Annotated in this window: 17 protein-coding genes; 10 read left to right on the forward strand and 7 right to left on the reverse strand. The window is 61.6% G+C overall.

Annotation, left to right across the window (positions count from 1 at the left end):
- Positions 1–72: 72 nt before the first annotated feature.
- The 4 genes from pnp to Q8L50_RS02025 all read right to left on the reverse strand — a co-directional run bounded on the left by pnp (position 73) and on the right by Q8L50_RS02025 (position 5296).
- Positions 73–2190, reverse strand: coding sequence for a polyribonucleotide nucleotidyltransferase (pnp, locus tag Q8L50_RS02010; RefSeq protein ID WP_305346970.1), 2118 nt, complete (start codon positions 2188–2190; stop codon positions 73–75).
- A gap of 210 nt (positions 2191–2400) precedes the next feature.
- Entirely contained in the window at positions 2401–2667 is a 267-nt protein-coding gene (gene rpsO / locus Q8L50_RS02015; RefSeq protein WP_305346971.1) for a 30S ribosomal protein S15, read from the reverse strand.
- Between the two features lie 145 nt (positions 2668–2812).
- Positions 2813–3994, reverse strand: coding sequence for a pyridoxal phosphate-dependent aminotransferase (locus Q8L50_RS02020; RefSeq protein WP_305346972.1), 1182 nt, complete (start codon positions 3992–3994; stop codon positions 2813–2815).
- Between the two features lie 9 nt (positions 3995–4003).
- Positions 4004–5296: a branched-chain amino acid ABC transporter substrate-binding protein gene (locus Q8L50_RS02025; protein WP_305346973.1), complete on the reverse strand. Its 1293-nt coding sequence runs from the start codon at positions 5294–5296 to the stop codon at positions 4004–4006.
- A gap of 114 nt (positions 5297–5410) precedes the next feature.
- On the opposite strand from Q8L50_RS02025, the gene Q8L50_RS02030 reads away from it, so the two are divergent.
- Entirely contained in the window at positions 5411–5812 is a 402-nt protein-coding gene (locus tag Q8L50_RS02030; protein ID WP_305346974.1) for an Hsp20 family protein, read from the forward strand.
- A 39-nt stretch (positions 5813–5851) separates the two neighbouring features.
- Here the strand turns inward: Q8L50_RS02030 and tsaD are convergent, their stop codons facing one another.
- Positions 5852–6889, reverse strand: a complete 1038-nt coding sequence (tsaD, locus tag Q8L50_RS02035; protein ID WP_305346975.1) for a tRNA (adenosine(37)-N6)-threonylcarbamoyltransferase complex transferase subunit TsaD — start codon at positions 6887–6889, stop codon at positions 5852–5854.
- Between the two features lie 44 nt (positions 6890–6933).
- Here tsaD and Q8L50_RS02040 point away from each other — a divergent pair, with 44 nt between their 5' ends.
- The 9 genes from Q8L50_RS02040 (at position 6934) to Q8L50_RS02080 (ending at position 17193) form a co-directional block, all read left to right on the forward strand.
- Positions 6934–7566, forward strand: coding sequence for an ANTAR domain-containing response regulator (locus Q8L50_RS02040; RefSeq protein ID WP_305346976.1), 633 nt, complete (start codon positions 6934–6936; stop codon positions 7564–7566).
- A 351-nt stretch (positions 7567–7917) separates the two neighbouring features.
- A complete protein-coding gene (locus Q8L50_RS02045; RefSeq protein ID WP_305346977.1) occupies positions 7918–9162 on the forward strand; it encodes a CmpA/NrtA family ABC transporter substrate-binding protein in 1245 nt (414 codons plus the stop codon).
- Between the two features lie 125 nt (positions 9163–9287).
- Positions 9288–10250: a nitrate ABC transporter permease gene (ntrB, locus tag Q8L50_RS02050; RefSeq protein WP_305346978.1), complete on the forward strand. Its 963-nt coding sequence runs from the start codon at positions 9288–9290 to the stop codon at positions 10248–10250.
- 256 nt (positions 10251–10506) lie between these two features.
- The gene (locus Q8L50_RS02055; RefSeq protein WP_305346979.1) at positions 10507–11322 is read left to right on the forward strand and encodes an ABC transporter ATP-binding protein; all 816 of its coding nucleotides are present in this window, start codon (positions 10507–10509) and stop codon (positions 11320–11322) included.
- A 115-nt stretch (positions 11323–11437) separates the two neighbouring features.
- Positions 11438–13567, forward strand: coding sequence for an ATP-binding protein (locus tag Q8L50_RS02060; protein ID WP_305346980.1), 2130 nt, complete (start codon positions 11438–11440; stop codon positions 13565–13567).
- Positions 13568–13613: 46 nt separating this feature from the next.
- Entirely contained in the window at positions 13614–13988 is a 375-nt protein-coding gene (locus tag Q8L50_RS02065; protein ID WP_305346981.1) for a response regulator transcription factor, read from the forward strand.
- A gap of 12 nt (positions 13989–14000) precedes the next feature.
- Positions 14001–14459, forward strand: coding sequence for a chemotaxis protein CheX (locus tag Q8L50_RS02070; RefSeq protein WP_305346982.1), 459 nt, complete (start codon positions 14001–14003; stop codon positions 14457–14459).
- A gap of 157 nt (positions 14460–14616) precedes the next feature.
- Positions 14617–15831 (forward strand): nitrate/nitrite transporter, encoded by a 1215-nt coding sequence (locus tag Q8L50_RS02075; RefSeq protein WP_305346983.1) that lies wholly within the window; start codon positions 14617–14619, stop codon positions 15829–15831.
- Between the two features lie 246 nt (positions 15832–16077).
- Positions 16078–17193 (forward strand): response regulator, encoded by a 1116-nt coding sequence (locus Q8L50_RS02080; protein WP_305346984.1) that lies wholly within the window; start codon positions 16078–16080, stop codon positions 17191–17193.
- 107 nt (positions 17194–17300) lie between these two features.
- On the opposite strand, the gene Q8L50_RS02085 is transcribed toward Q8L50_RS02080, so the two are convergent.
- Together Q8L50_RS02085 and Q8L50_RS02090 are read right to left on the reverse strand one after the other, a co-directional pair.
- A complete protein-coding gene (locus Q8L50_RS02085; RefSeq protein ID WP_305346985.1) occupies positions 17301–19109 on the reverse strand; it encodes a bifunctional protein-serine/threonine kinase/phosphatase in 1809 nt (602 codons plus the stop codon).
- A gap of 54 nt (positions 19110–19163) precedes the next feature.
- Positions 19164–20435, reverse strand: a complete 1272-nt coding sequence (locus Q8L50_RS02090) for an ANTAR domain-containing protein (RefSeq protein WP_305346986.1) — start codon at positions 20433–20435, stop codon at positions 19164–19166.
- Positions 20436–20469: the final 34 nt, after the last annotated feature.

Here is a 20469-nt window from a genome sequence, read left to right on the forward strand (position 1 = left end):
CAGAATTTTCAATGATTCAGGGCTGCAGCCCTTATAGGACGGGCGCAAACAGCTACAAAATCAATAGCAGATTCAGCCCTGATCCTGGCCCTGTGCAGGACGGTCCAGCAGCACCTTCATGGACAGCTTGACGCGACCTTTCTCGTCGGTCTCCATGACTTTGACCTTGACGATCTGGCCTTCGCTGAGGTAATCGCTGACGCGCTCAACACGTTCGTGGGCGATCTGGCTGATGTGCAGCAAGCCGTCCTTGCCGGGCAGCAGATTGACCAGGGCGCCGAAGTCCAGGATCTTGGTGATAGGGCCTTCGTAGACCTTGCCGATTTCGACTTCAGCGGTGATCTCGGCGATGCGGCGCTTGGCTTCGTCGGCCTTGGCGCTGTCGTTCGACGCGATGGTGATGGTGCCGTCTTCCTCGATGTTGATCTGTGTGCCGGTTTCTTCGGTCAGCGCGCGAATGACAGCGCCGCCTTTACCAATCACGTCACGGATTTTCTCGGGATTGATCTTCATCACGTACAGGCGCGGGGCAAAGTCAGAGACCTCGGCCTTGGCTTCGCCCATGGCTTCCTGCATCTTGCCCAGGATGTGCATGCGGGCTTCCTTGGCCTGGGCCAGTGCAACCTGCATGATTTCCTTGGTGATGCCCTGGATCTTGATGTCCATCTGCAGCGCGGTGATACCAGCGGTGGTACCAGCAACCTTGAAGTCCATGTCGCCCAGATGATCTTCGTCACCCAGAATGTCGGTCAACACCGCAAAGCGGTTGTCTTCCTTGATCAGGCCCATGGCGATACCGGCCACGTGGGCTTTCATCGGCACGCCAGCGTCCATCAGCGACAGGCAGCCGCCGCAGACCGAAGCCATCGACGACGAGCCATTGGACTCGGTGATTTCAGAGACGACACGCATGGTGTACGGGAACTCTTCCTTGGAAGGCAGCACGGCGATCAGTGCGCGTTTCGCAAGCCGCCCATGACCAATCTCGCGGCGTTTAGGGCTGCCGACACGGCCAGTTTCGCCGGTGGCGAACGGAGGCATGTTGTAGTGCAGCATGAAGCGGTCTTCGTAGTCACCCGACAGTGCGTCGATGCGTTGCGCGTCACGCTCAGTGCCCAGCGTGGTCACCACCAGCGCCTGGGTTTCGCCACGCGTAAACAAGGCCGAACCGTGGGTACGGGGCAACACGCTGTTGCGGATTTCGATGGCGCGCACAGTGCGTGTGTCGCGGCCGTCGATACGCGGCTCACCCGACAGGATCTGGCTGCGGACGATTTTGGCTTCGATGTCGAAGAGCATGCCTTCAACAGCCACGCTGTCAAATGCAGCGCCATCGGCCTTCAGGGCGGCCATGACTTCGGAAGTCACAACGCGGCAAGCCTGGGTACGGGCCTGCTTGGCGCGGATTTGGTAAGCGGCTTGCAGCTTGGCACCGGCCAGCTCATTGACCTTGGCGATCAGCGGCTCGTCCTTGGCAGGTGCCTGCCAGGCCCAGACCGGTTTGCCGGCGTCGCGCACCAATTCGTGGATCGCATTGATGGCGATGTTGCCCTGCTCATGGCCAAACACGATGGCGCCAAGCATGATTTCTTCGGACAACTGCTTGGCTTCGGACTCGACCATCAGCACGGCGGCTTCGGTACCGGCCACAACCAGATCCATGACGGAGTCCTTGAGCTGGGTCTTGCCAGGGTTCAGCACGTACTGGCCGTCGATGTAAGCCACGCGCGCAGCGCCGATCGGACCGTTGAACGGGATGCCGGAAATGGCCAGCGCTGCGCTCGAAGCGATCAGCGCGGGAATGTCGCCTTCAACTTCAGGGTTCAGCGACAGCACGTGGATCACCACCTGGACTTCGTTGAAGAAACCTTCAGGAAACAGCGGGCGGATCGGACGATCAATCAGGCGCGAGGTCAGCGTTTCAAACTCGCTGGGGCGGCCTTCACGCTTGAAGAAGCTGCCAGGGATGCGGCCGGCGGCATAGGTTTTTTCGAGGTAGTCGACGGTCAGCGGGAAAAAGTCCTGACCGGGCTTGGCTTCGGTCTTGGCGACCACGGTGGCCAGCACCACGGTGCCGTCCATGTCCAGCAGCACAGCGCCGCCGGACTGGCGGGCGACTTCGCCGGTTTCCATCGTGACCTTGTGCTGGCCCCACTGGAAGGATTTGGTGACTTTGTTGAAAATGCTCATGAGTTTTATCTCCACTAGATTCAGGCACTTGAGGCAGCGCCGGAGGCCCGGAGTAGCGGCTGGCAGAACACGATGCCATTCCACAAAATGCCTGCGATTTCAGGTCTTTTCTTGTGGAATGACACAGCGCGTGATCGTTTTGCCTTGCTCCGAAGTAAAAAGCGCCTGAGCTAGTGAACTAACTCAGGCGCCTTGCAGTCGTTTCAGCGATTATTTACGCAGGCCAAGCTTGGCAATCAACGCAATGTAACGGGCCGCGTCCTTGGACTTCAGGTAGTCCAGCAGCTTGCGGCGGCGGCTCACCATGCGCAGCAGGCCACGGCGACCGTGGTGATCCTTGGCATGGGTCTTGAAATGGGGCATCAACTCATTGATGCGGCCGGTCAGCAGACCGACCTGGACTTCCGGGCTGCCGGTGTCGTTGGCGGCGCGGGCATTGGACTGAACAATCTCAGCCTTCACGGATTTTGCAATCATGGGTTTTCCTTGTGTAACTTGCGAGCGGCGCAGTGTTCCCGAAGTGGGAGTTGACCGGTGCCGTCGTGTTCTGCAGCGAGTGCCTCATGCGAGACGCCCGCTTTTTAGGCAGAGCCTTGGATTATAGCCCAGGATGGCGCCGCCTTCAGGTCCTCCCCAGCCAGCTGTTCAAGCGGTCTACCCCCTCACGCAGCCGCGCCAGGTCCTGGCTGGCAAAACACCAGCGCAGCCAGCCCTGCATCGCGGCCGAGCGGTCGGCACTGAAGGCATCGCCAGGCGCCAGTCCCAGACCCGCCTCGACCACCAGCCGTTTGGCCGTCTCTAACGCATCGCCCTGCCCGGCCAGGCGAAAAAAGGCATACATACCGCCAGGTGCCGGGGACAGTTCCACGCCAGGCACGGCCTGCAACAGCGGCACCAGTGTGTCGCGGCAGTTTTTCAGATGCGCTACAACCTGCGGCGTCACCTCGTCGGTACGCTGCAGGGCCACCACGCCGGCGCGCTGGACGAAGACGGGCGCGCAAGAGGTGTTGAACTCGATCAGCTTGCCCATGTGCGGGGTGGCCGACGCCGGCAGCACCAGCCAGCCAAGGCGCCAGCCGGTCATCAGAAAGCTCTTGGAAAAACTGTGCGCCACCATCAGGCGGTCGTCAGGCAAGGCAATATCCAGAAAACTCGGGGCACAGCCGTTTGGCGACTTTTCGTAATACAGGCGCTCGTAGACCTCGTCGGCCAGGATCCAGGTGCCCGTCTTGCGGCAGTGCGACAGCAGCACTTCCTGTTCAGCACGGCTCAAAGTCCAGCCGGTCGGGTTGTTGGGCGAATTGACGATCAGCAAGCGGGTAGCGGGCGTCACGGCAGCCAGCAGTTCGTCCATGTCGAGCTGCCACCGGCCCGCGATCGGCTTGAGGCTCACGCAGCGCACCTGCGCGCCCATGATGGCTGGCTGCGCGGTCAGGTTGGGCCAGACTGGCGTCACCGCCACCACCTCATCACCCGCATCGACGACGGCCTGAACTGCGAGCATCAGGGCATTGACCCCGCCCGAGGTTACGGCGATCCGGTCGGCCCCGACAGGCGCCGCCCCCTCGCAGCGCAAGTTGCCGCAATAGGTGGCAATGGCCTCGCGCAGTTCTGCCAGCCCGAGGTTGTGCGCATAAAAGGTCTCGCCTTCACTGAGCGAACGGGCAGCGGCTTCCCGGATAAAGGCCGGCGTGGCTTCATCGCTCTCGCCAAACCAGAACTTGAGCACATCGCTGCGGCCCATGCCCGCATTGGCAACCTGGCGGATCAGGGACTCTTCAAGGTCAAGAACAACTTGTCGCATGCAAACCTCTCAGGGACGGACCATCTTGCAAGTGTGCGGCTGCTCCGCGCGCGCCGCAGCAATGGTCCTGATCACGCGAAAGCCGTAGCCCGAACCTTCGACATCGAAACGGACACCGGGCGCGCCTTGTTTGTCCATCACCGCCACCAGCAAAGGCTGCTGGAACTGATGGTCAGCACCGCGCATCACGCCCTGGTGGCCAGCAAACAGCACCGCCGCTTTTTCCAGTTGCGCCGCCACCGCTGCAGCTTCCGTGGTACCGGCCTTCTCAATGCTTTGCACCAGCGCCTCCACCATGAGCTGCATGCGCATATGGACATAGTCGTCCTGCGGTTTCGGAAAACGCTGGCGAAACGACTGGTAGAAAGCTTCGGATTGGGCGCTGGTCGCATTGGGAAACCAGTCCGCCACCGCGATCACCTTGCCGACACCGGCATCGCCGACAGCGGCCGGCACGCCGAGGGCATTGCCGTAGAAGGTGTAGAACTTGCCTTCAAAACCCACTTCCCTGGCAGCTTTGACCAGCAGGGTCAGGTCATTGCCCCAGTTGCCGGTCAACACGGCCTGCGCGCCGCTGGCCTTGATCTTCGCCACATAGGGCAAAAAGTCCTTGACCCGGCCCATGGGGTGCAGTTCGTCACCAACAATCTGGATGTCCGGACGCTGAAGGCCCAACTGTTTGCGCGCTTCCCGCAGCACCGCCTGGCCAAAGCTGTAGTCTTGGCCGATGAGGTAAACGCTCCTGACCGCCTTGTCGTCCTTGAGCACATCCATCAAGGCCGCCATGCGCATATCCGCATGGGCATCAAAACGGAAATGCCAGTAGCTGCACTTTTCGTTGGTCAATACCGGATCCACCGCCGAATAGTTCATGAACAACAGACGTCTGCCCGGATCGCGCTCGTTGTGCTTGCTGATGGCATCGATCAATGCCGCAGCGGTTGACGATGAGTTGCCCTGCGCCACCAGCGTGATGCCGTCGTCAATCGCAGAGCGCAGCGCCGACAGGGCCTCCTCATTCTGGCCCTTGCTGTCATACCGCTCGAGCACCAGCGCCCGGTTGCCGCCGGGCAGTCTGATGCCCCCGCGCGCATTGACCCGCTCCGCCGCCCACGCGAGGTTGCGAAACACCGCTTCGCCAGTATTGGCGAAAGGTCCGGAGAGGCTTTCGATCAACGCCACCCGCACAGGCGGTTGCCCCACCGGCGCAGGCTGGGCCAGCACGGCCGGCGATGACAAACAGGCGCAGGCCGCTAGGGTCAGCACGATACGTTTCAAGAGGCGGGGCGCAAAAAAATACATTCAATGATTTCCTTGAAATACACCCGTGCACGCCTACCTGCTGTGCATGCGGCGATCACGGTTGAGAGCCGCGAAGTGTAGGGGAAATTTCCCCAACCAACCTTTGGAGTTCCCATGTTCTACTCACTCGCCACCCGCCCTGCTTCCCGCTTCCAGCGCCACAATCCGGCGCTCGTCAACAACGGCGCCCTCGACCGGTTTCTGGACGACACCTTGGGCTCCCTGTCCGGAGCGCGCGCCACCCAGGCCGCCACGGTGGAAGACGGCGAAAAAGCTTACTCGCTGCAGCTCGATGTGCCCGGTCTGGGCAAGGATCAACTGGACATCGGCATCGAAGGCGATGTGGTCCGCATCACCAGCAAGGCTGACGCCGCGCGAACCGTCAAGGCCGCCTACCGCTTTCCACTGGAGATCGATATCACGTCCAGCGCCGCCAAACTTGAAAATGGCGTGTTGACACTGACGCTGGCCAAAAAAGTGCCGGTCAGCAATGTCACCCGGCTTGCCATCGACTGATAACGACGAAGGCGGCGCAGGCCGCCGTGCCCCTGATGCTCACGCGCCCAGCATACCCAGCGGCCAACGCGGTTTGACGTCAAACAGGTAGGCCGTGTTGGGTGCCTCCATGCCAGCCTGCAAACGCATGCCAGCAGCCAGGGCAATCATGGCGCCATTGTCGGTGCACAGGTGCAGCTCAGGGTAATGCACACGAATGCCGCGCCTGCTACAGGCGGCATTGAGCTGCTCGCGCAGCAGCATGTTGGCGCCCACGCCACCGGCGACCACCAGCCGCGTCAGGCCGGTCTGGTCCAGCGCCTGCATCGATTTTTTCACCAGCACCTCGACAATCGCCGCCTGCGTCGAGGCGGCCAGATCGGCCTTGTCTTTTTCACTGATGACCGCGCCCAGTTTTTTTGCTTGCGTCAGCACCGCGGTTTTCAGCCCTGAGAAGGAAAAATCGAGATCGCCGCTGTGCAGCAAGGGCCGGGGCAGCTTGAAAGCCTGAGCGTCGCCGCCCTGGGCCAGTCGGGCCAGATGCGGGCCGCCCGGATAAGGCAAGCCGAGCAATTTCGCCGATTTGTCAAACGCTTCTCCGGCCGCATCGTCAATGGTCTCGCCAAGCAATTCATAACTGCCAACCCGGTCCACCCGCATCAATTGGGTGTGACCACCTGAGACCAGCAGGGCCACAAAGGCGAATTCAGGCGGATCGGCACTGAGAAAAGGCGACAGCAGATGCCCCTCCAGATGGTGCACGCCCACCACCGGCTTGCCCAGTGCCGCCGCCAGCGAGCAGGCCGCGCCAGCGCCCACCAGCAGCGCACCGGCCAGGCCAGGCCCGCGCGTGAAGGCCACCACATCCACATCTTTCAAGCTTCGCCCCGCATCGGCCAGCACCTGTTCGGTCAATGGCAACACGCGGCGGATATGGTCGCGGCTGGCCAGCTCAGGCACCACGCCGCCATAAGCCTGGTGCATGGCAATCTGGCTGTGAAGAGCGTGTGATAGCAAGCGAGGTACACCTGTGCCCGAGGCATCCACCAGCGCAACACCGGTTTCATCACAACTAGACTCAAATCCCAAAACAATCATCGTCCAAGTGTAAGGTTTGGCTTAAATCTTGCAGATGGCTTGAGATGACACCCTCTCAGACCCTGCGCCTGGTCATCATTGCTCCGGATCTGCTGGAGGGCATCAGCACGGACAGTCATGCCAGAGCCCAGGCCGAACGTTCCCGGCAGTTGCGCATCGGCCTGCTGGAAAACGGCTACAACGTCGTTGCAGTGCTGCCCGCTGACACCTTTCTGTACGAACGCCTGGCCCAGTTGCAACCCGACATGATCATCGTGGACGCCGAGAGTGAGGCGCGCGATTCGCTGGAACATGTCGTGATGGCCACACGCGACGCGCGTCGGCCGATTGTGCTGTTTACCAACGACAACGACACCAGCCATGTCAAAGACGCGGTGGCAGCCGGTGTGTCCGCTTACATCGTGGCCGGTTTGTCGCCAGAACGCATACGTCCCATCCTCGACGTGGCGATGGCGCGCTTCGAGCACGAGCAGGGCCTGCGGCGAGAGCTGGCCGACGTCAGGACCGAGCTACAGGACCGAAAAATCATCGACCGAGCCAAAGGCCTGCTGATGCAGCGCCAGAACCTCAGCGAAAAAGCGGCCTACGACAAGCTGCGCAAGTCCGCCATGGACAAAGGCTTGCGTCTGGGCGAGGTCGCCCAACGCATGCTGGATGCTGCGGACTTGCTGGGTTGAGACAGCACGCCGTCACGCCGAAATGGTGCAATGCACAAATGCAGTGCGGGCCCAGAAGGCCCATTCGTCCGCTCAGCTTCTCGCCTTGTCTGCTATACCTTTTATAGCTGCTTGTGCTCACCGATAAAGGGCTGCAGGCCTATTTGACTGCAAATTTCAAGTCAAATAGGGCAAAAACACAATTGGCACAGGTTTTGCTTGTAGGTACGGCAACAGGTAATACGCTTCAACGGCGAAGCGTATTTCCTCCAGGAACAAAGGCGTTCGCACCCTGCATTCACATTGATTGTGTTTGCCCGGGTCGAGCGCCTTTTTTGTTTTTGCTTTTGTTTTCACTTCTGGAGCCCGACCATGACCGAATTGCTCAAATCTTCGCTGACACGACGGACTGTTTTGCAGGCCGCAGCCGTAGGCGCCACAGGCATCAGCCCGGCGTTGCGCGCTGTTGTTTATGCCCAGGGCTCGGACGCGCCTGAAAAGAAAGAGGTGAAGATCGGTTTCATCCCGCTGACCGACTGCGCATCCGTGGTGATGGCCTCAGTGCTGGGCATTGACAAGAAATACGGCGTCAAGATCATTCCGACCAAGGAGGCCAGTTGGGCCGGCGTGCGTGACAAGCTGGTCAGCGGCGAACTCGACTTCGCCCATGTGTTGTATGGCCTGATCTACGGCGTGCATATGGGCACGGCCGGCCCCAAAAAGGACATGGCCGTGCTCATGAGCCTGAACAACAACGGACAGGCCATCACGCTGTCAAAGAAAATCGCCGACAAGGGTGCAGTGGACGCCGCTTCGCTGGCCAAGCTGATGGCAACAGAAAAGCGCGAATACACCTTCGCTCAAACCTTTCCCACCGGCACACACGCCATGTGGCTGTATTACTGGCTGGCCAGCGCCGGTATCAACCCTTTCCAGGACGCGCGCGCCATCGTGGTGCCACCACCGCAGATGGTGGCCAATATGCGGGTTGGAAACATGGACGGCTTTTGCGTGGGTGAGCCCTGGGGCCACCGCGCGATCATGGACGGCATCGGCATCACCGCCGTAACAACGCAGGACATCTGGAAAGACCATCCAGAAAAAGTGCTGGGTACCACCGCCGAGTTCGCCAAGAAAAACCCGAACACTGCGCGGGCCGTGACCGCCGCCATTCTGGAAGCCAGCAAATGGATTGACTCCGGCCTGCAAAACAAGATGAAGATGGCCGAAACCGTGGCAGACAAGAGCTACGTCAACACCAGCGTGGACGCGATCAACCAGCGCATCCTCGGCCGCTACCAGAACGGCCTGGGCAAGACCTGGGACGACCCCAACTACATGAAGTTCTACAACGACGGCGCGGTGAACTTCCCTTACCTGTCGGACGGCATGTGGTTCCTGACGCAGCACAAACGCTGGGGCCTGATCAAGGAACACCCGGACTACCTGGCCTTGGCAAAACAGATCAACCACATCGACATCTACAAAGACGCCGCCACCGCCAGCAAAACGCCAGTGCCCAAAGACGTGATGCGCAGCAGCAAGATGATCGACGGCGTGGTCTGGGACGGCAAAGATCCGAAGAAATACGCTGATGGTTTCAAGGTGAAAGCGTGAGCCGCGCGACGAGGGGCCCCAGCTCGCTGGGGATAGTCGCCCCGGAGCGTGCCTTCAGCCGCTGAAACAAACAACCCGATCAACCCATACGCTGCTGAGGCAGCGAGTCTGAAAAGGAACACACCATGGTCAGCGCTGTTTTTCACTCCCCCTTCGACGAGGCGCCCGCCGCCCTGTCGTCATCGACACCGGGCACCGCCAAGTCCGCTATCAATACCATAGCGTCAGGCGTAGACGCAACAGGGGCTAAAGCTGAAAATACCCTTGTTCCCACAGGCCAGGCCACCGCCGCAAAAGTGCCTTTCGACTGGCGCGACGTGTGGATGGCGGTGCTGCCACCATTGCTGGGGCTGGGTCTTCTTGTTGGCCTGTGGGAACTGGTGTCTGTGTCCACCGGCAAAAGTATTCCCTCACCGGCCGAGACATTTCGCCAGGCGCTGGACGTCTTCAGCGACCCCTTCTACAGCAAGGGTCCGAACGACCAGGGTGTGGGCTGGAACGTGCTCTCCTCGCTGCAGCGTGTGGCCATCGGCTTCGGCATGGCCGCCGCAGTCGGCATTCCTGCCGGATTCATGATCGGGCGCTTCACTTTCCTGAGCCGCATGTTCAATCCGCTGATCAGCCTGCTCAGGCCGGTGTCACCGCTGGCATGGTTGCCTATCGGGCTGCTGGTGTTCAAAGGCGCCAATCCGGCGGCCATCTGGACCATCTTCATCTGCTCGATCTGGCCCATGATCATCAACACCGCGGTCGGTGTGCAGCGCGTGCCGCAAGACTACATGAACGTGGCGCGCGTACTCAACCTCAGCGAGTGGAAGATTTTCACCAAAATCCTCTTTCCCGCCGTGCTTCCCTACATGCTCACCGGCGTGCGGCTGGCGGTGGGCACCGCCTGGCTGGTGATCGTGGCGGCCGAGATGCTGACCGGCGGCGTTGGCATCGGCTTCTGGGTCTGGGACGAGTGGAACAACCTCAACGTCAAGAACATCATCATCGCGATTTTTGTCATCGGCATCGTGGGCCTGGTGCTGGAGTTCGCACTGATCAAACTGGCCACTGCGTTCACGTTTGAGGAGGTGAAGACGTGAGCCGCGCGACGAGGGGCCCCAGCCCGCTGGGGATTGGCGCCCGAGCGAACGGCTTCGGCTGCCGACACCTTATGGCTTCAAGCCGTATTCAGCACAGGGGAGGCAGCAACGTGAGCCGCGCGACGAGGGGCCCCAGCCCGCTGGGGATCGGCGCCCGAGCGAACGGCTTCGGCTGCCGACACCTTATGGCCTCAAACCACTATCGACCTCCGGGAGGCAGCGACGTGAGCCACATGCACCAAGAAGGGAACACACTATGAGCGAATCTTTCACCACCAAATACATCGAGATCCAGGGCGTCGAACAGACCTTCAAAACAAAAAAAGGGCCCTTCTGCGCGCTGCAGAACATCAACCTGACGGTGGCCAAGGGCGAGTTCGTTACCCTGATCGGTCACTCGGGCTGCGGCAAGTCCACGCTGCTCAACCTGATCGCCGGCCTGACGACGCCGACGCAGGGCGCACTGCTATGCGCCAACCGTGAAATCGCCGGTCCCGGGCCCGAGCGCGCCGTGGTGTTTCAGAACCATTCGCTGCTGCCCTGGCTGACTTGCCATGAAAACGTCTACCTCGCGGTGGAGCGGGTGTTTGCGGCCACCGAAACCCGGGCCCAGTTGCGCCAACGCACCGATGCTGCGCTGGCCATGGTCGGTTTGACCCCTGCAGCACAGAAACGCCCCGGCGAAATTTCAGGTGGCATGAAGCAGCGGGTAGGCATCGCCAGGGCCCTGTGTATGGAGCCCAAAGTGCTGCTTCTCGACGAGCCTTTCGGCGCCCTCGACGCGTTGACCCGCGCCAAGCTGCAGGACGAACTGCTGCAGATCGTCGCCACCACGCAGAGCACCGTGGTCATGGTCACACACGACGTGGACGAAGCCGTGCTTTTGTCCGACCGGATTGTCATGATGACCAATGGGCCTTCCGCCACCATTGGCGAAGTCTTGCAGGTCGATCTGCCAAGGCCACGCTCGCGGGTTGCGCTGGCCGAGGACATCCACTATCTCGGCTACCGCAAAGCCGTGATCGATTTTCTCTACACCCGCCAAGGGCATGTGGAAAAACTGAGCGCCTGAATCCGCAGTAAACAGGGCGCCGGCTACATGTCGGTGAGTGCCACATCGAGTGAGGTGCGGCTCTGGCGGGAGCCTGCACGCCTGTTCAGAAAAAAACATCAACGGGAGGACTGCCATGTACGCTGCTTTGCCTGCTACCGACACCCTGGTGGCCGCATCATCCAGAACCACTGCGCAGCGCAGAGGTTCGGCCGGCAAGAGTCGTTTCACCTCTTTCGGCAAATACCGCGACATCATCATTGCGGTGGCCCTGTTCCTGCTGTTTGACCTGGGCGTGCTGGTCCTGAACTTCTACACCTCGTTCCAGATTGCAGAAGACGCGTTGGGCGTCAACCTCTCAGGCCGCCAACGCATGTTGTCGCAACGCACCGCGAAGTCCCTGTTGGCGGTGGACGCGGCGCGCAGCAAAGGCTTGCCAGTTGAAAAAGACCTCGACGAGCTCAAAGGCGCGGTCAAGCTTTTCGATGCCTCGCTCAAGGGTTTTCAAGGCGGTGCAACCCTGCCCGGTGGCGACGGCAAGCCGGTCTTCCTGAAAGCCGCCGAAGGCGACAAGGCGCTGGGCATCCTGCAGAAAGCGCAAGACATCTGGACGCCCTACCAGCAAAAGCTGCAGCCGGTATTGACCGACACCGCCTCTGATGCGCAGCTGCAGGACGCAGTGATCTACGCCAAAGCCAACAACCTGAAACTGCTGGCGCTGATGAACGAGCTAACCACCGCGCTGGAAGCCGTGGCATCTGACCGTGCCACCGCGCTGCGCCGGGTGCAGACCGTCGGCATTGTGCTGGCGCTGCTCAATTTCGCGTTTATCCTGTTCAAGTTCCTGCGTCGACTGAACACCTCGGATGCCGCCATCGAGGCCGCCACGGAGGAAAACCGCGAGATTCTCACCAGTGTGCGTGAAGGTCTGTTCCTGCTCACACCGGAACACCGGCTGGGCATGCAGCTGTCGCGCTCGGCCCATGCCCTGTTTGGAAAAACACTGGTTCCCGGACAAAATTTTTTTGAGGTGCTGGCTACACTGGTGTCTCAGAAAGCGCTGACCGATGCGCGCGACTATGTCGAGCTGCTGTTTTCACCCCATGTGAAAGAGCAACTGGTGCAGGGTATCAACCCGCTCGCGGAGGTGGAGCTCACCGTCAGAAACCGGCTGGGCCAGGACAGCAAGCGCTACCTCTCCTTCCACTTCAATCGTGTGCACGAGGACGGCGCCGTACGCCATCTGCTGGTCACCGTGCAGGACATCAGCCAGAAAGTCGAGCTGCAAGCGCGACTGGCAGGGGAACGCCACCGCTCGCAAAAAGAGCTGTCCATGATGCTCAAGGCTTTTGAGACCGACCCAGCCATGATGCGCGGCTTTGTCGCACGTGCCGAGGCCTCGCTGCTGGAAGTCAATGACCTGCTGCGCAGCACATCCTCGGCAGCCTCGGAAGCGCAGGTGCTCAAAGCCATAGACGGGGCCTACCGGCGCATCCACGCCGTCAAGGGCGACGCGGCCTCGCTGGGCCTGGAGATCCTGGCTTCCCAGGCGCACCAGTTCGAAAACGAGCTGCAAAAACTCAAGGACAGCGGTACCGCTACCGGCGACGCCTTGCTGGCACTGCCCTTGCCGCTGGAAGACCTGCTGTCCAAAGTCGCCGCGTTCAAGGCGATGAGCCGGAAAAGAGCTGTCGATCCGGCCTTGACCGATGCTGTGCCACAGGCGCTGAACGCCAGTTTGACCCAATTGGCCACCGAAGTGGGCATGGATTGCGGCAAACGCATCAACGCGGCTGTGCGCATGGGCAGCGCCATGGACCTGCCTGCTGAAAAGATGGATCTGGTCCGTGAAATCGCCATCCAGCTGGTTCGCAACGCGGTGGTACACGGTGTGGAGGCGGGACCAGTGCGGCTGGCTGCCGGCAAGACGCCTGAGGGCCAGGTGGCGGTCAACCTGACGCGGGACGACAGCGGCCAGTGGCAACTCAGCGTGCGTGATGACGGTGCCGGGCTGAATGCCACGGAGGTTCGCCGCCGGCTGCTGGAGCTGGGCTGGTACAACGCCGAACAGCTACAAAGCTTCAGCGACAAACAAATGGTTGCCCACATCTTCAAGCCCGGCTTTTCAACCGCAGCCGCTGCGTCGCCACACGCCGGTCGCGGTGTCGGCCTGGATCTGGTGCAGGCCAACGTGCAAAAGCTGGGCGCGCGACTGCTGCTGACCAGCAGGCCGGGGCAGCACACCGAGTTCAAGATCATTTTTTAAAAAGATATGGCCCCCACGCTCGCCCTTTCCCCCCACGGAGAACCTCATGCGCCTCATGATTGTTGACGACTCCAACATGATCCGCACGCGCATCTCGCGGGTGGTGCAAAACGGTGGCATCAAGGGCATCGTGCTGGCGGGCCTGGCCAGGAATGGCCGCGAAGCCATACGCCTGGCACGCGCAACCCGGCCAGAGGTGGTGACCATGGACCTGACCATGCCCGAGATGGACGGGATTGAATGCATCACGGAGCTGCTCAAAATCGATCCAAAAATCAACATCCTGGTGGTCAGCGCCCTGAGCGATAAATCAACCGCCATCCAGGCGCTCAAACTCGGGGCGCGCGGCTTTGTGGCCAAACCTTTCACCGACGAAGAGCTGCAGATCGCGCTGCTGGACGTGGCAGAAGTTCAACACTAGCGGGACCCCACTGTGGCCACACTCACCGACACCGATCTCAAGCTGTTTGTTGATTCGATCAGAAATTACCTGAAAGTCACGACCCGGCAGGAGCCCGTGATCACTTCTGCCTTTCTGGGCACCGGCGACATCGAGGGGTTTGAATTCAACGGCATCGTCACTTTTACCGGCAGCCACAACGGCCAGGTTGTCGTCTCCATGCCGGGCAAGCTGGTGCGCGAGATTCTGCTGCTGCAGCATGAAACCGACCTGGGTGACGGCAATCTACTCGACGCGGTGGGTGAAATTGCCAACACGCTGGCCGGCAACGCGCGCAAAGCGCTGGGGCCGGAGTTGCAGATTTCGGTCCCCATCAAACTCCAGGGCGCGCAGGGCATCAAGGCCAGGGTGCGCACCCGCCCTTATGTGATCACCCTGCGCTGGAGCCACTACGCCGCCATGGTGTGTGTGGACATGGAGCGCAAGCACTGAGAACGGCCCGGAAAATGCCCGCAATTTGTGCGGCGCACCAAAAGAATCACCAAAACCCGCCTGCATTGCGCCGTCAGGGTGCGTTTTCAGCGCCCCAAGGTGGCACGTTTCTCGCACTAATTCCGGGAATTCACATTTTTCCGAAAGCGCTTGCACCATGTCCGGGTTCCGTACCTTTCTAAAAGCCGGCCACGCGCCCACATTGGGCGCTGCGTTCTTCTACTTCGCGTTTTCCTGCTGCATCTGGGTCATGAACGGGGCCATGGCCCCCTTCATCTCGGAAACCTACAACCTGTCGCCGACGCAAAAAGGGGTGATGCTGTCGGTGCCTATATTTGCGGGGGCGCTGATGCGATTCCCGCTGGGCGTGCTGGCCCAGTACATAGGCCGAAAAAACGCCACGCTGGTCGAAATGGGCCTGATCATGGTGGCGCTGCTGTTCGGCTACTTTCTGGTTGATTCCTACAGCAGCCTGCTGGCCATGGGCGTGCTGCTAGGCATCGCCGGCGCCAGTTTTGGCGTGGCGCTGAGCCTGGGCTCCGGCTCCTTTCCGGCCCGCTACAAGGGACTGGCCATGGGTCTGGTCGGCGCGGGCAACGTGGGCACCGCGGTGTCGGTCCTGATTGCGCCAGCCTTGGCGCAGCGTTTCGGCTGGCAGAGCGTTTATGGCATTGCCGCAATTGCCATGCTGCTGCCGTTGATCGCCATGATTCTGTTCGCGAAGGAGCCCGACGACGTGGACAGCCACGCCACGCTGCGCGAGCATGTGGCCTGCCTGTTCGAAAAAGACGGCTGGGCCTTCAGCCTGATTTACGCCGTGACTTTTGGCGGTTTCATCGGCCTGGCGACCTTTCTCCCCTCCTACTACTACGACCAGTTTGGTGTGAGCAAGGTGGAGGCCGGGCAGTTGTCGATGCTGGCAGCTTTCATGGGCGCAGCGCTGCGGGTCTTTGGCGGCTGGATCTCGGACCGCTGGGGCGGCGTGAACACGCTGAGCGTGGTGCTGCTGACCATTGCCATCACACTGGTGCTGTGCGGGCTGGCCGGCGGTTCGCTGGTGGGCACGACACTGCTGGTAATGCTCTGTTTCGCCGCGCTGGGTGCTGGCAACGGTGCGCTGTTTCAGCTGGTGCCGCTGCGCTGGCCGCTGGCCACTGCAGTGGCGGGCTCCATGATCGGCGAGATAGGCGCCTTGGGCGGCGGCCTGGTGCCCAACGCGATGGGCCTGTCCAAACAATACGCCGGCACCTATATGTGGGGATTTTTCTTCTTTGCAGCCCTGTCCCTGGGCATGCTGGTGATGCTCAGGGTGATGCAAATCCGCTGGACCCGCACCTGGGCTGAAAAGGGTGGGAGGGCGCGCAGCGCCTAGTAGCGAAGCGATAAAGGCGTCTTGCGCTTTTGCCCCACTTTCTGCGAAGCAACAAAGCGGCCGCGACGGTCCATTTTTGGCCGTTCACCCCTATCTGGCAGGGGCAAGCAGCTATCAATTCAATAGCCAATTGCCAAAACTTTTCCGTGCCGTCGCCAGACCGGAATTTGACAGGGCGTTCGGGGATCAGGCACAAGCGCTGGTAAGCTCCAAGCTGCCGATTTATCTTTCACCGGAAAAAATGCAATGGCCCTGGTTGTAGCAATCGATGATGACGAGACGATCAGGGAGTTGATTGCCGCGGCCTTGCGCTTTGAGGGCTACGAAGTGATGGAGGCCGGCAACGGCGCCTCGGGGCTGGCCATGGTGCGTGATTACCGGCCCGACCTGGTGGTCAGTGATGTCAACATGCCCGAGATGGACGGCTTTGCCATGTTACAGGCGCTGCGCGCAGATCCGGCCATCCAGGCCACCCCCGTCATCCTGCTGACCTCGCTGCAGGAGCGCGAACACGTACGCAGTGGCATGACCATAGGCGCCGACGATTACCTGACCAAACCCATTGTTTTCGACGAATTGCGCGAAGCCGCTGCCGCCCAGCTGACCAAACAATTGATGCGGCAGTCGGCGCAGGCCAAAGCCACCGATACCGCGATTACGGCAGCCCTGGACACCCAGAAAAAACAGCTGGGCCGCCTTTATGAGGAAAAACTCCTGTCCGAGTTGGGCGACAAATGGCCAACGGCAGAATCGGCGGCAGAGGATTGCAAATTTGCCAATGCTGCGGTGCTGTTTGTGGACGTGGTCAATTTTTCGGCCTTCACCGAAAAGCTCAGCAGCACCGAGCTGAGCACAGTGGTGCGGCAGTTCTACAACAACGCCGGCGACACGGTTTATCTGTTTGGCGCCTACCACATGCAGTTTGTGGGCGAGGGCCTGCTGGCCGTGTTTGTGGACAGCACCGACACGGAAACCGTCAACTGCAGCCTGCGGGCGACCCGGGCCGCACTGGGTTTGATCGATGCCGCGCAGCGCGTACAGGGCTTTCTGGCGAGCCATTTCCCCGGGCGCACACTGCCGCGTTTCGAGGTCAGTGTCGGCCTCAACAGCGGCGCTGTCACGCTGGCCCGACTGGAAGACCCGCTGCGCGGCAAATCCCAGATCCTGCCGGTCGGCGACACCGTCAGCGCCGGTGTGCTGCTGCAAAAACAGGCGCACCAGGCCGGATGGAAAATTGCCGCCAGCGCCAGCCTGCTGCGTGAGGTGGCGGGCTCGGTCCAGACCGGTCGCCGCAAGCGCTTTTCCCTGCAAGGACGAAGCAGCGCGATGGACGCTGCGGAGCTGCTTGGCCTTTCGCTCTAAGCGCTACTGAATTAATAGCTGCTTGCGCCCGTCCGGAAAGGGCCAAAGCCCGAAAATTCGTTCCAGCGGGGACTGCGATCCGGCCCGGGACTCGCTGGACAGGCCCCCTATCTTGGCAGGAACAGCAGCCAGTAAACCAGCAGCCCGTTGAGCAGTATCGACAGCCCCAAGGCGATTTTCCACAGCGCCACGGGATCGCGCTGAATCATGGGACTGGCCGCAGGCGCGATCAACAGCCGCGAGGCACCGCGTTCGATGGCCAGCAGCAGTTCTTCCGCAGTTTCAAAACGTTGCCGCTTGTCGCGGGCCACGGCCTTGAGCACCACATGGTCGAGCCAGATCGGCACCTCCGGGTTGTGGCGGCTGGGCGGCCTCGGGTCGCGGTAATAACGCCCCGCCTGATAGGGCAGCACCTCGCCATAGGGCAGCTTGCCGGTGAGCAACTGGTACAGGGTGACGCCCAGCGCAAACAAATCGCTCTGCGCGTCGGCCATTTCTTCCGGGCCGTCCTTGCCAACGGCTGCTGCCCGGATGCTGAAACCCCATTGCTCGGGGTTGATATAGCTGGGCGTGCCGGCGTGCAGCTTGCGCATGGCCTCAGGCTCGCGCCCGGTCAGCGCCACGCCCAGGTCCAGCACACGCAACACGCCATCGTCGCCCTGGTGCAGATTGGCCGGCTTGATGTCACGATGGACCACATGCTGGCGATGCAGCAAACCCAGGGCCGTGGCCGCCTGGGTGGCCAGCGACAGCGCCTGCGGCAGGCCAAACCGGTGCTGGCGGTCCAGCATTTGCTGCAGGGTCTCGCCGGCATGCCAGTCGTACAGCAGATAAAACGCACCCGGCTCGCCGCCGCCGGGCAAGCGATCATGAATCTGCACCAGATGGCCGGCGACCCGGGACGAGCGCATGCGCCTGCCCAGCCAGGCTTCGTGCGCCAGCATCGCACGCTCCTGCGGGTCATGCGCGCGCGCGGGGTGCAGGGTTTTCAGGGCATACAGCTTGCCGCCCGCCGGCCGGGCTTGCGGGTCTGAGCCTGCAGAGGGCGGATTCCACCTGACTTGATAAAGCACATTGATGCCGTTGTCGGCCACCGGCGCGGTCACGGTCAAGCCGTCCAGACTGTCACCGACCCTGAGCTTGCCGGGCACCGGCAAGGCCAGCGCGCGCCGGTTTTCATCGTCCAGGGTGGCGTCCAGCAAACCAAGCACACGCACAACAAGAGCCGTGGCGTTGTCCGCGGAGCCCGCTGCAATCGCGGCGTCCACCATCTGGCGGCTGATGCGCTGCGCCTGGCCCTCCGGGTTCGGCTGCGCGTCCGCGCCGGCCAGGGCCTGGAGCTTTTTGTCCGACATCACGTTGTGCACCCCGTCAGAGAGCAGCACAAACACATCGCCAACCTGCAGATCCCCTTGCGTGTAGTCCATCACCAGACGATCTTCCGCGCCGACGCAGCGCAGCAACTGGTGCCGCAGATCGGGGTGGTCCATCACGTGGTCGGTGGTGAGTTGCGTCATGAGCCCCTCACGCAGCAGGTAGGCGCGGGTGTCACCCACATGCGCCAGCGCATAGGACTGGCCACGCAGCACCAGGGCCGTCAACGTGGTCAGGCCAAGCGCCGGATGGCGGCGCCGGTTCAGCCCTGCCAGCCAGGCGTTCTGCGCGCCAATGATGCGGTCCAGCGCCACCGTGGTGTCCCAGGTTTCGGGCGTGCCGTAGTAGTCGCGCACCAGGCTGGTCACGGTGGTTTGTGCGGCCTCCTTGCCCATGCCCCCGGTGCTGACGCCGTCGGCGATGGCCACGATGGAGCCCATGGCCTCCTGCCCTGCCTCGGGCAGCATGGCGGCACAAAAATCCTCGTTGACCTCCTTGCGGCCAGCGAGTGTTGCGAATCCAATGTCGATGTCAAAGGCCATGCACCAAAGCAAGCAATTCTTGCGCCCGGAAATGGTGCATCGCAGCAATCGCCCTCAGCCGACCAGCATCTGCATGCTGCGACCGTAGTGCACGGACAGCTTGTCGAACACATCAAGCAGATCTTCACTGGCGGTGGCCACTCGCTCAAGGTCAGCCGCCCCAGGCGCAGTGCCAGCCAGCATCTGCGCCCAGCTCACGGCAGCAGTGTCGAGCAGCGCGCGAATTTCCTTGCTGCTCAGCGGGATGGTGTTGAGGTAGCCCAGCGCCTCGTCAAAGGCGATGCGGGTTTGCGCCAGGCCCTGCGCATCTGGCGCCATGCCGGCTCGCGCGCCCAGCATGCCGACCAGCGCGTACTTCGCAAAACGCTGGCTCAGCATGCGCTGGCGCCCGGCCAGGTTGAGCACCTGCAGCGGCGGCATGGCGCCTGCGCTTTCCAGGCTGCCGGTCAGGCTTTCAGCTTGCTGGAGCAACTGCCCCGCCAGCGCGTCCAGCTGCGACATGGGGCCGGCCGCGGTGGCACCCTGCAGCATCGGTTTGAGTTGTGACCAGGTGCGCTGAATCTGCGCCAGCAGGTCGCCAAAGGTAGGCTGGGAGAGGTTTTTTCCCAGCGCGGCAAGGTTGGCATCAATGCGCATGACCGAGTCTTTCAGCCACACTGGCACCTGCGCGGGTAGCGTGCCGCCCAGTTGCAGCAAGGCCAGTTTGACCAGGCGCTGGGACAACATGCGCAACTGGCCGGAGCGGTTCACATCTTCGGCAAAACGCGCCGAATGAATGATGTGCTCCGACACCTGGCCCAGCCGCTGGTTGCTGTGCATCGAGGCCGTGCGCAGCATCTTGAAGGCATCATCGTCGGACACCTCTCTGGCCCGCATCAAAATTCCCTTGGCACGGTCCACCACCTTGCGTTCTTCAAGACGGCTGGCGACATCCCGCATTTCCTCGCGCAGTCCCTGTTCGCGTGAGAAACGCGCCTGCGCCAAATGAATGAGTGGCCTCAGGCGCTGCCGGGCGTAACCATTGACCACATAGGCATGCACACCTGCCTGCACGGCGCGTGCAATCCTGCCGGCATCCGCGTCGGTGCTGAAAACAATCAGCGGGCGCGGCGAGGTCTCGCCAACAAGCCCAAGCGCCTTGAAAATCTCCTCGCCGGGAACCGGGTCATCGCAGATCACCACGTCGGGGCTTTGGCGCAGCACCTCCTGCACCAGTTTGCTGCATCCTTGCAAGGTACCCAGGACCTCGATGCCCACCGCTTCGAGATCGGCCGCAAGTGCATGCGGGCTGCTGGGGCCATTCAAAATTACCAGTGCGGAGGTCATAAAAATCAGGTTTTAAGAGGGAAAGCTGTCTGCA

The organism is Polaromonas sp., from assembly GCF_030680935.1.
In the GTDB taxonomy this organism is placed as follows: Bacteria; Pseudomonadota; Gammaproteobacteria; order Burkholderiales; family Burkholderiaceae_C; genus Polaromonas.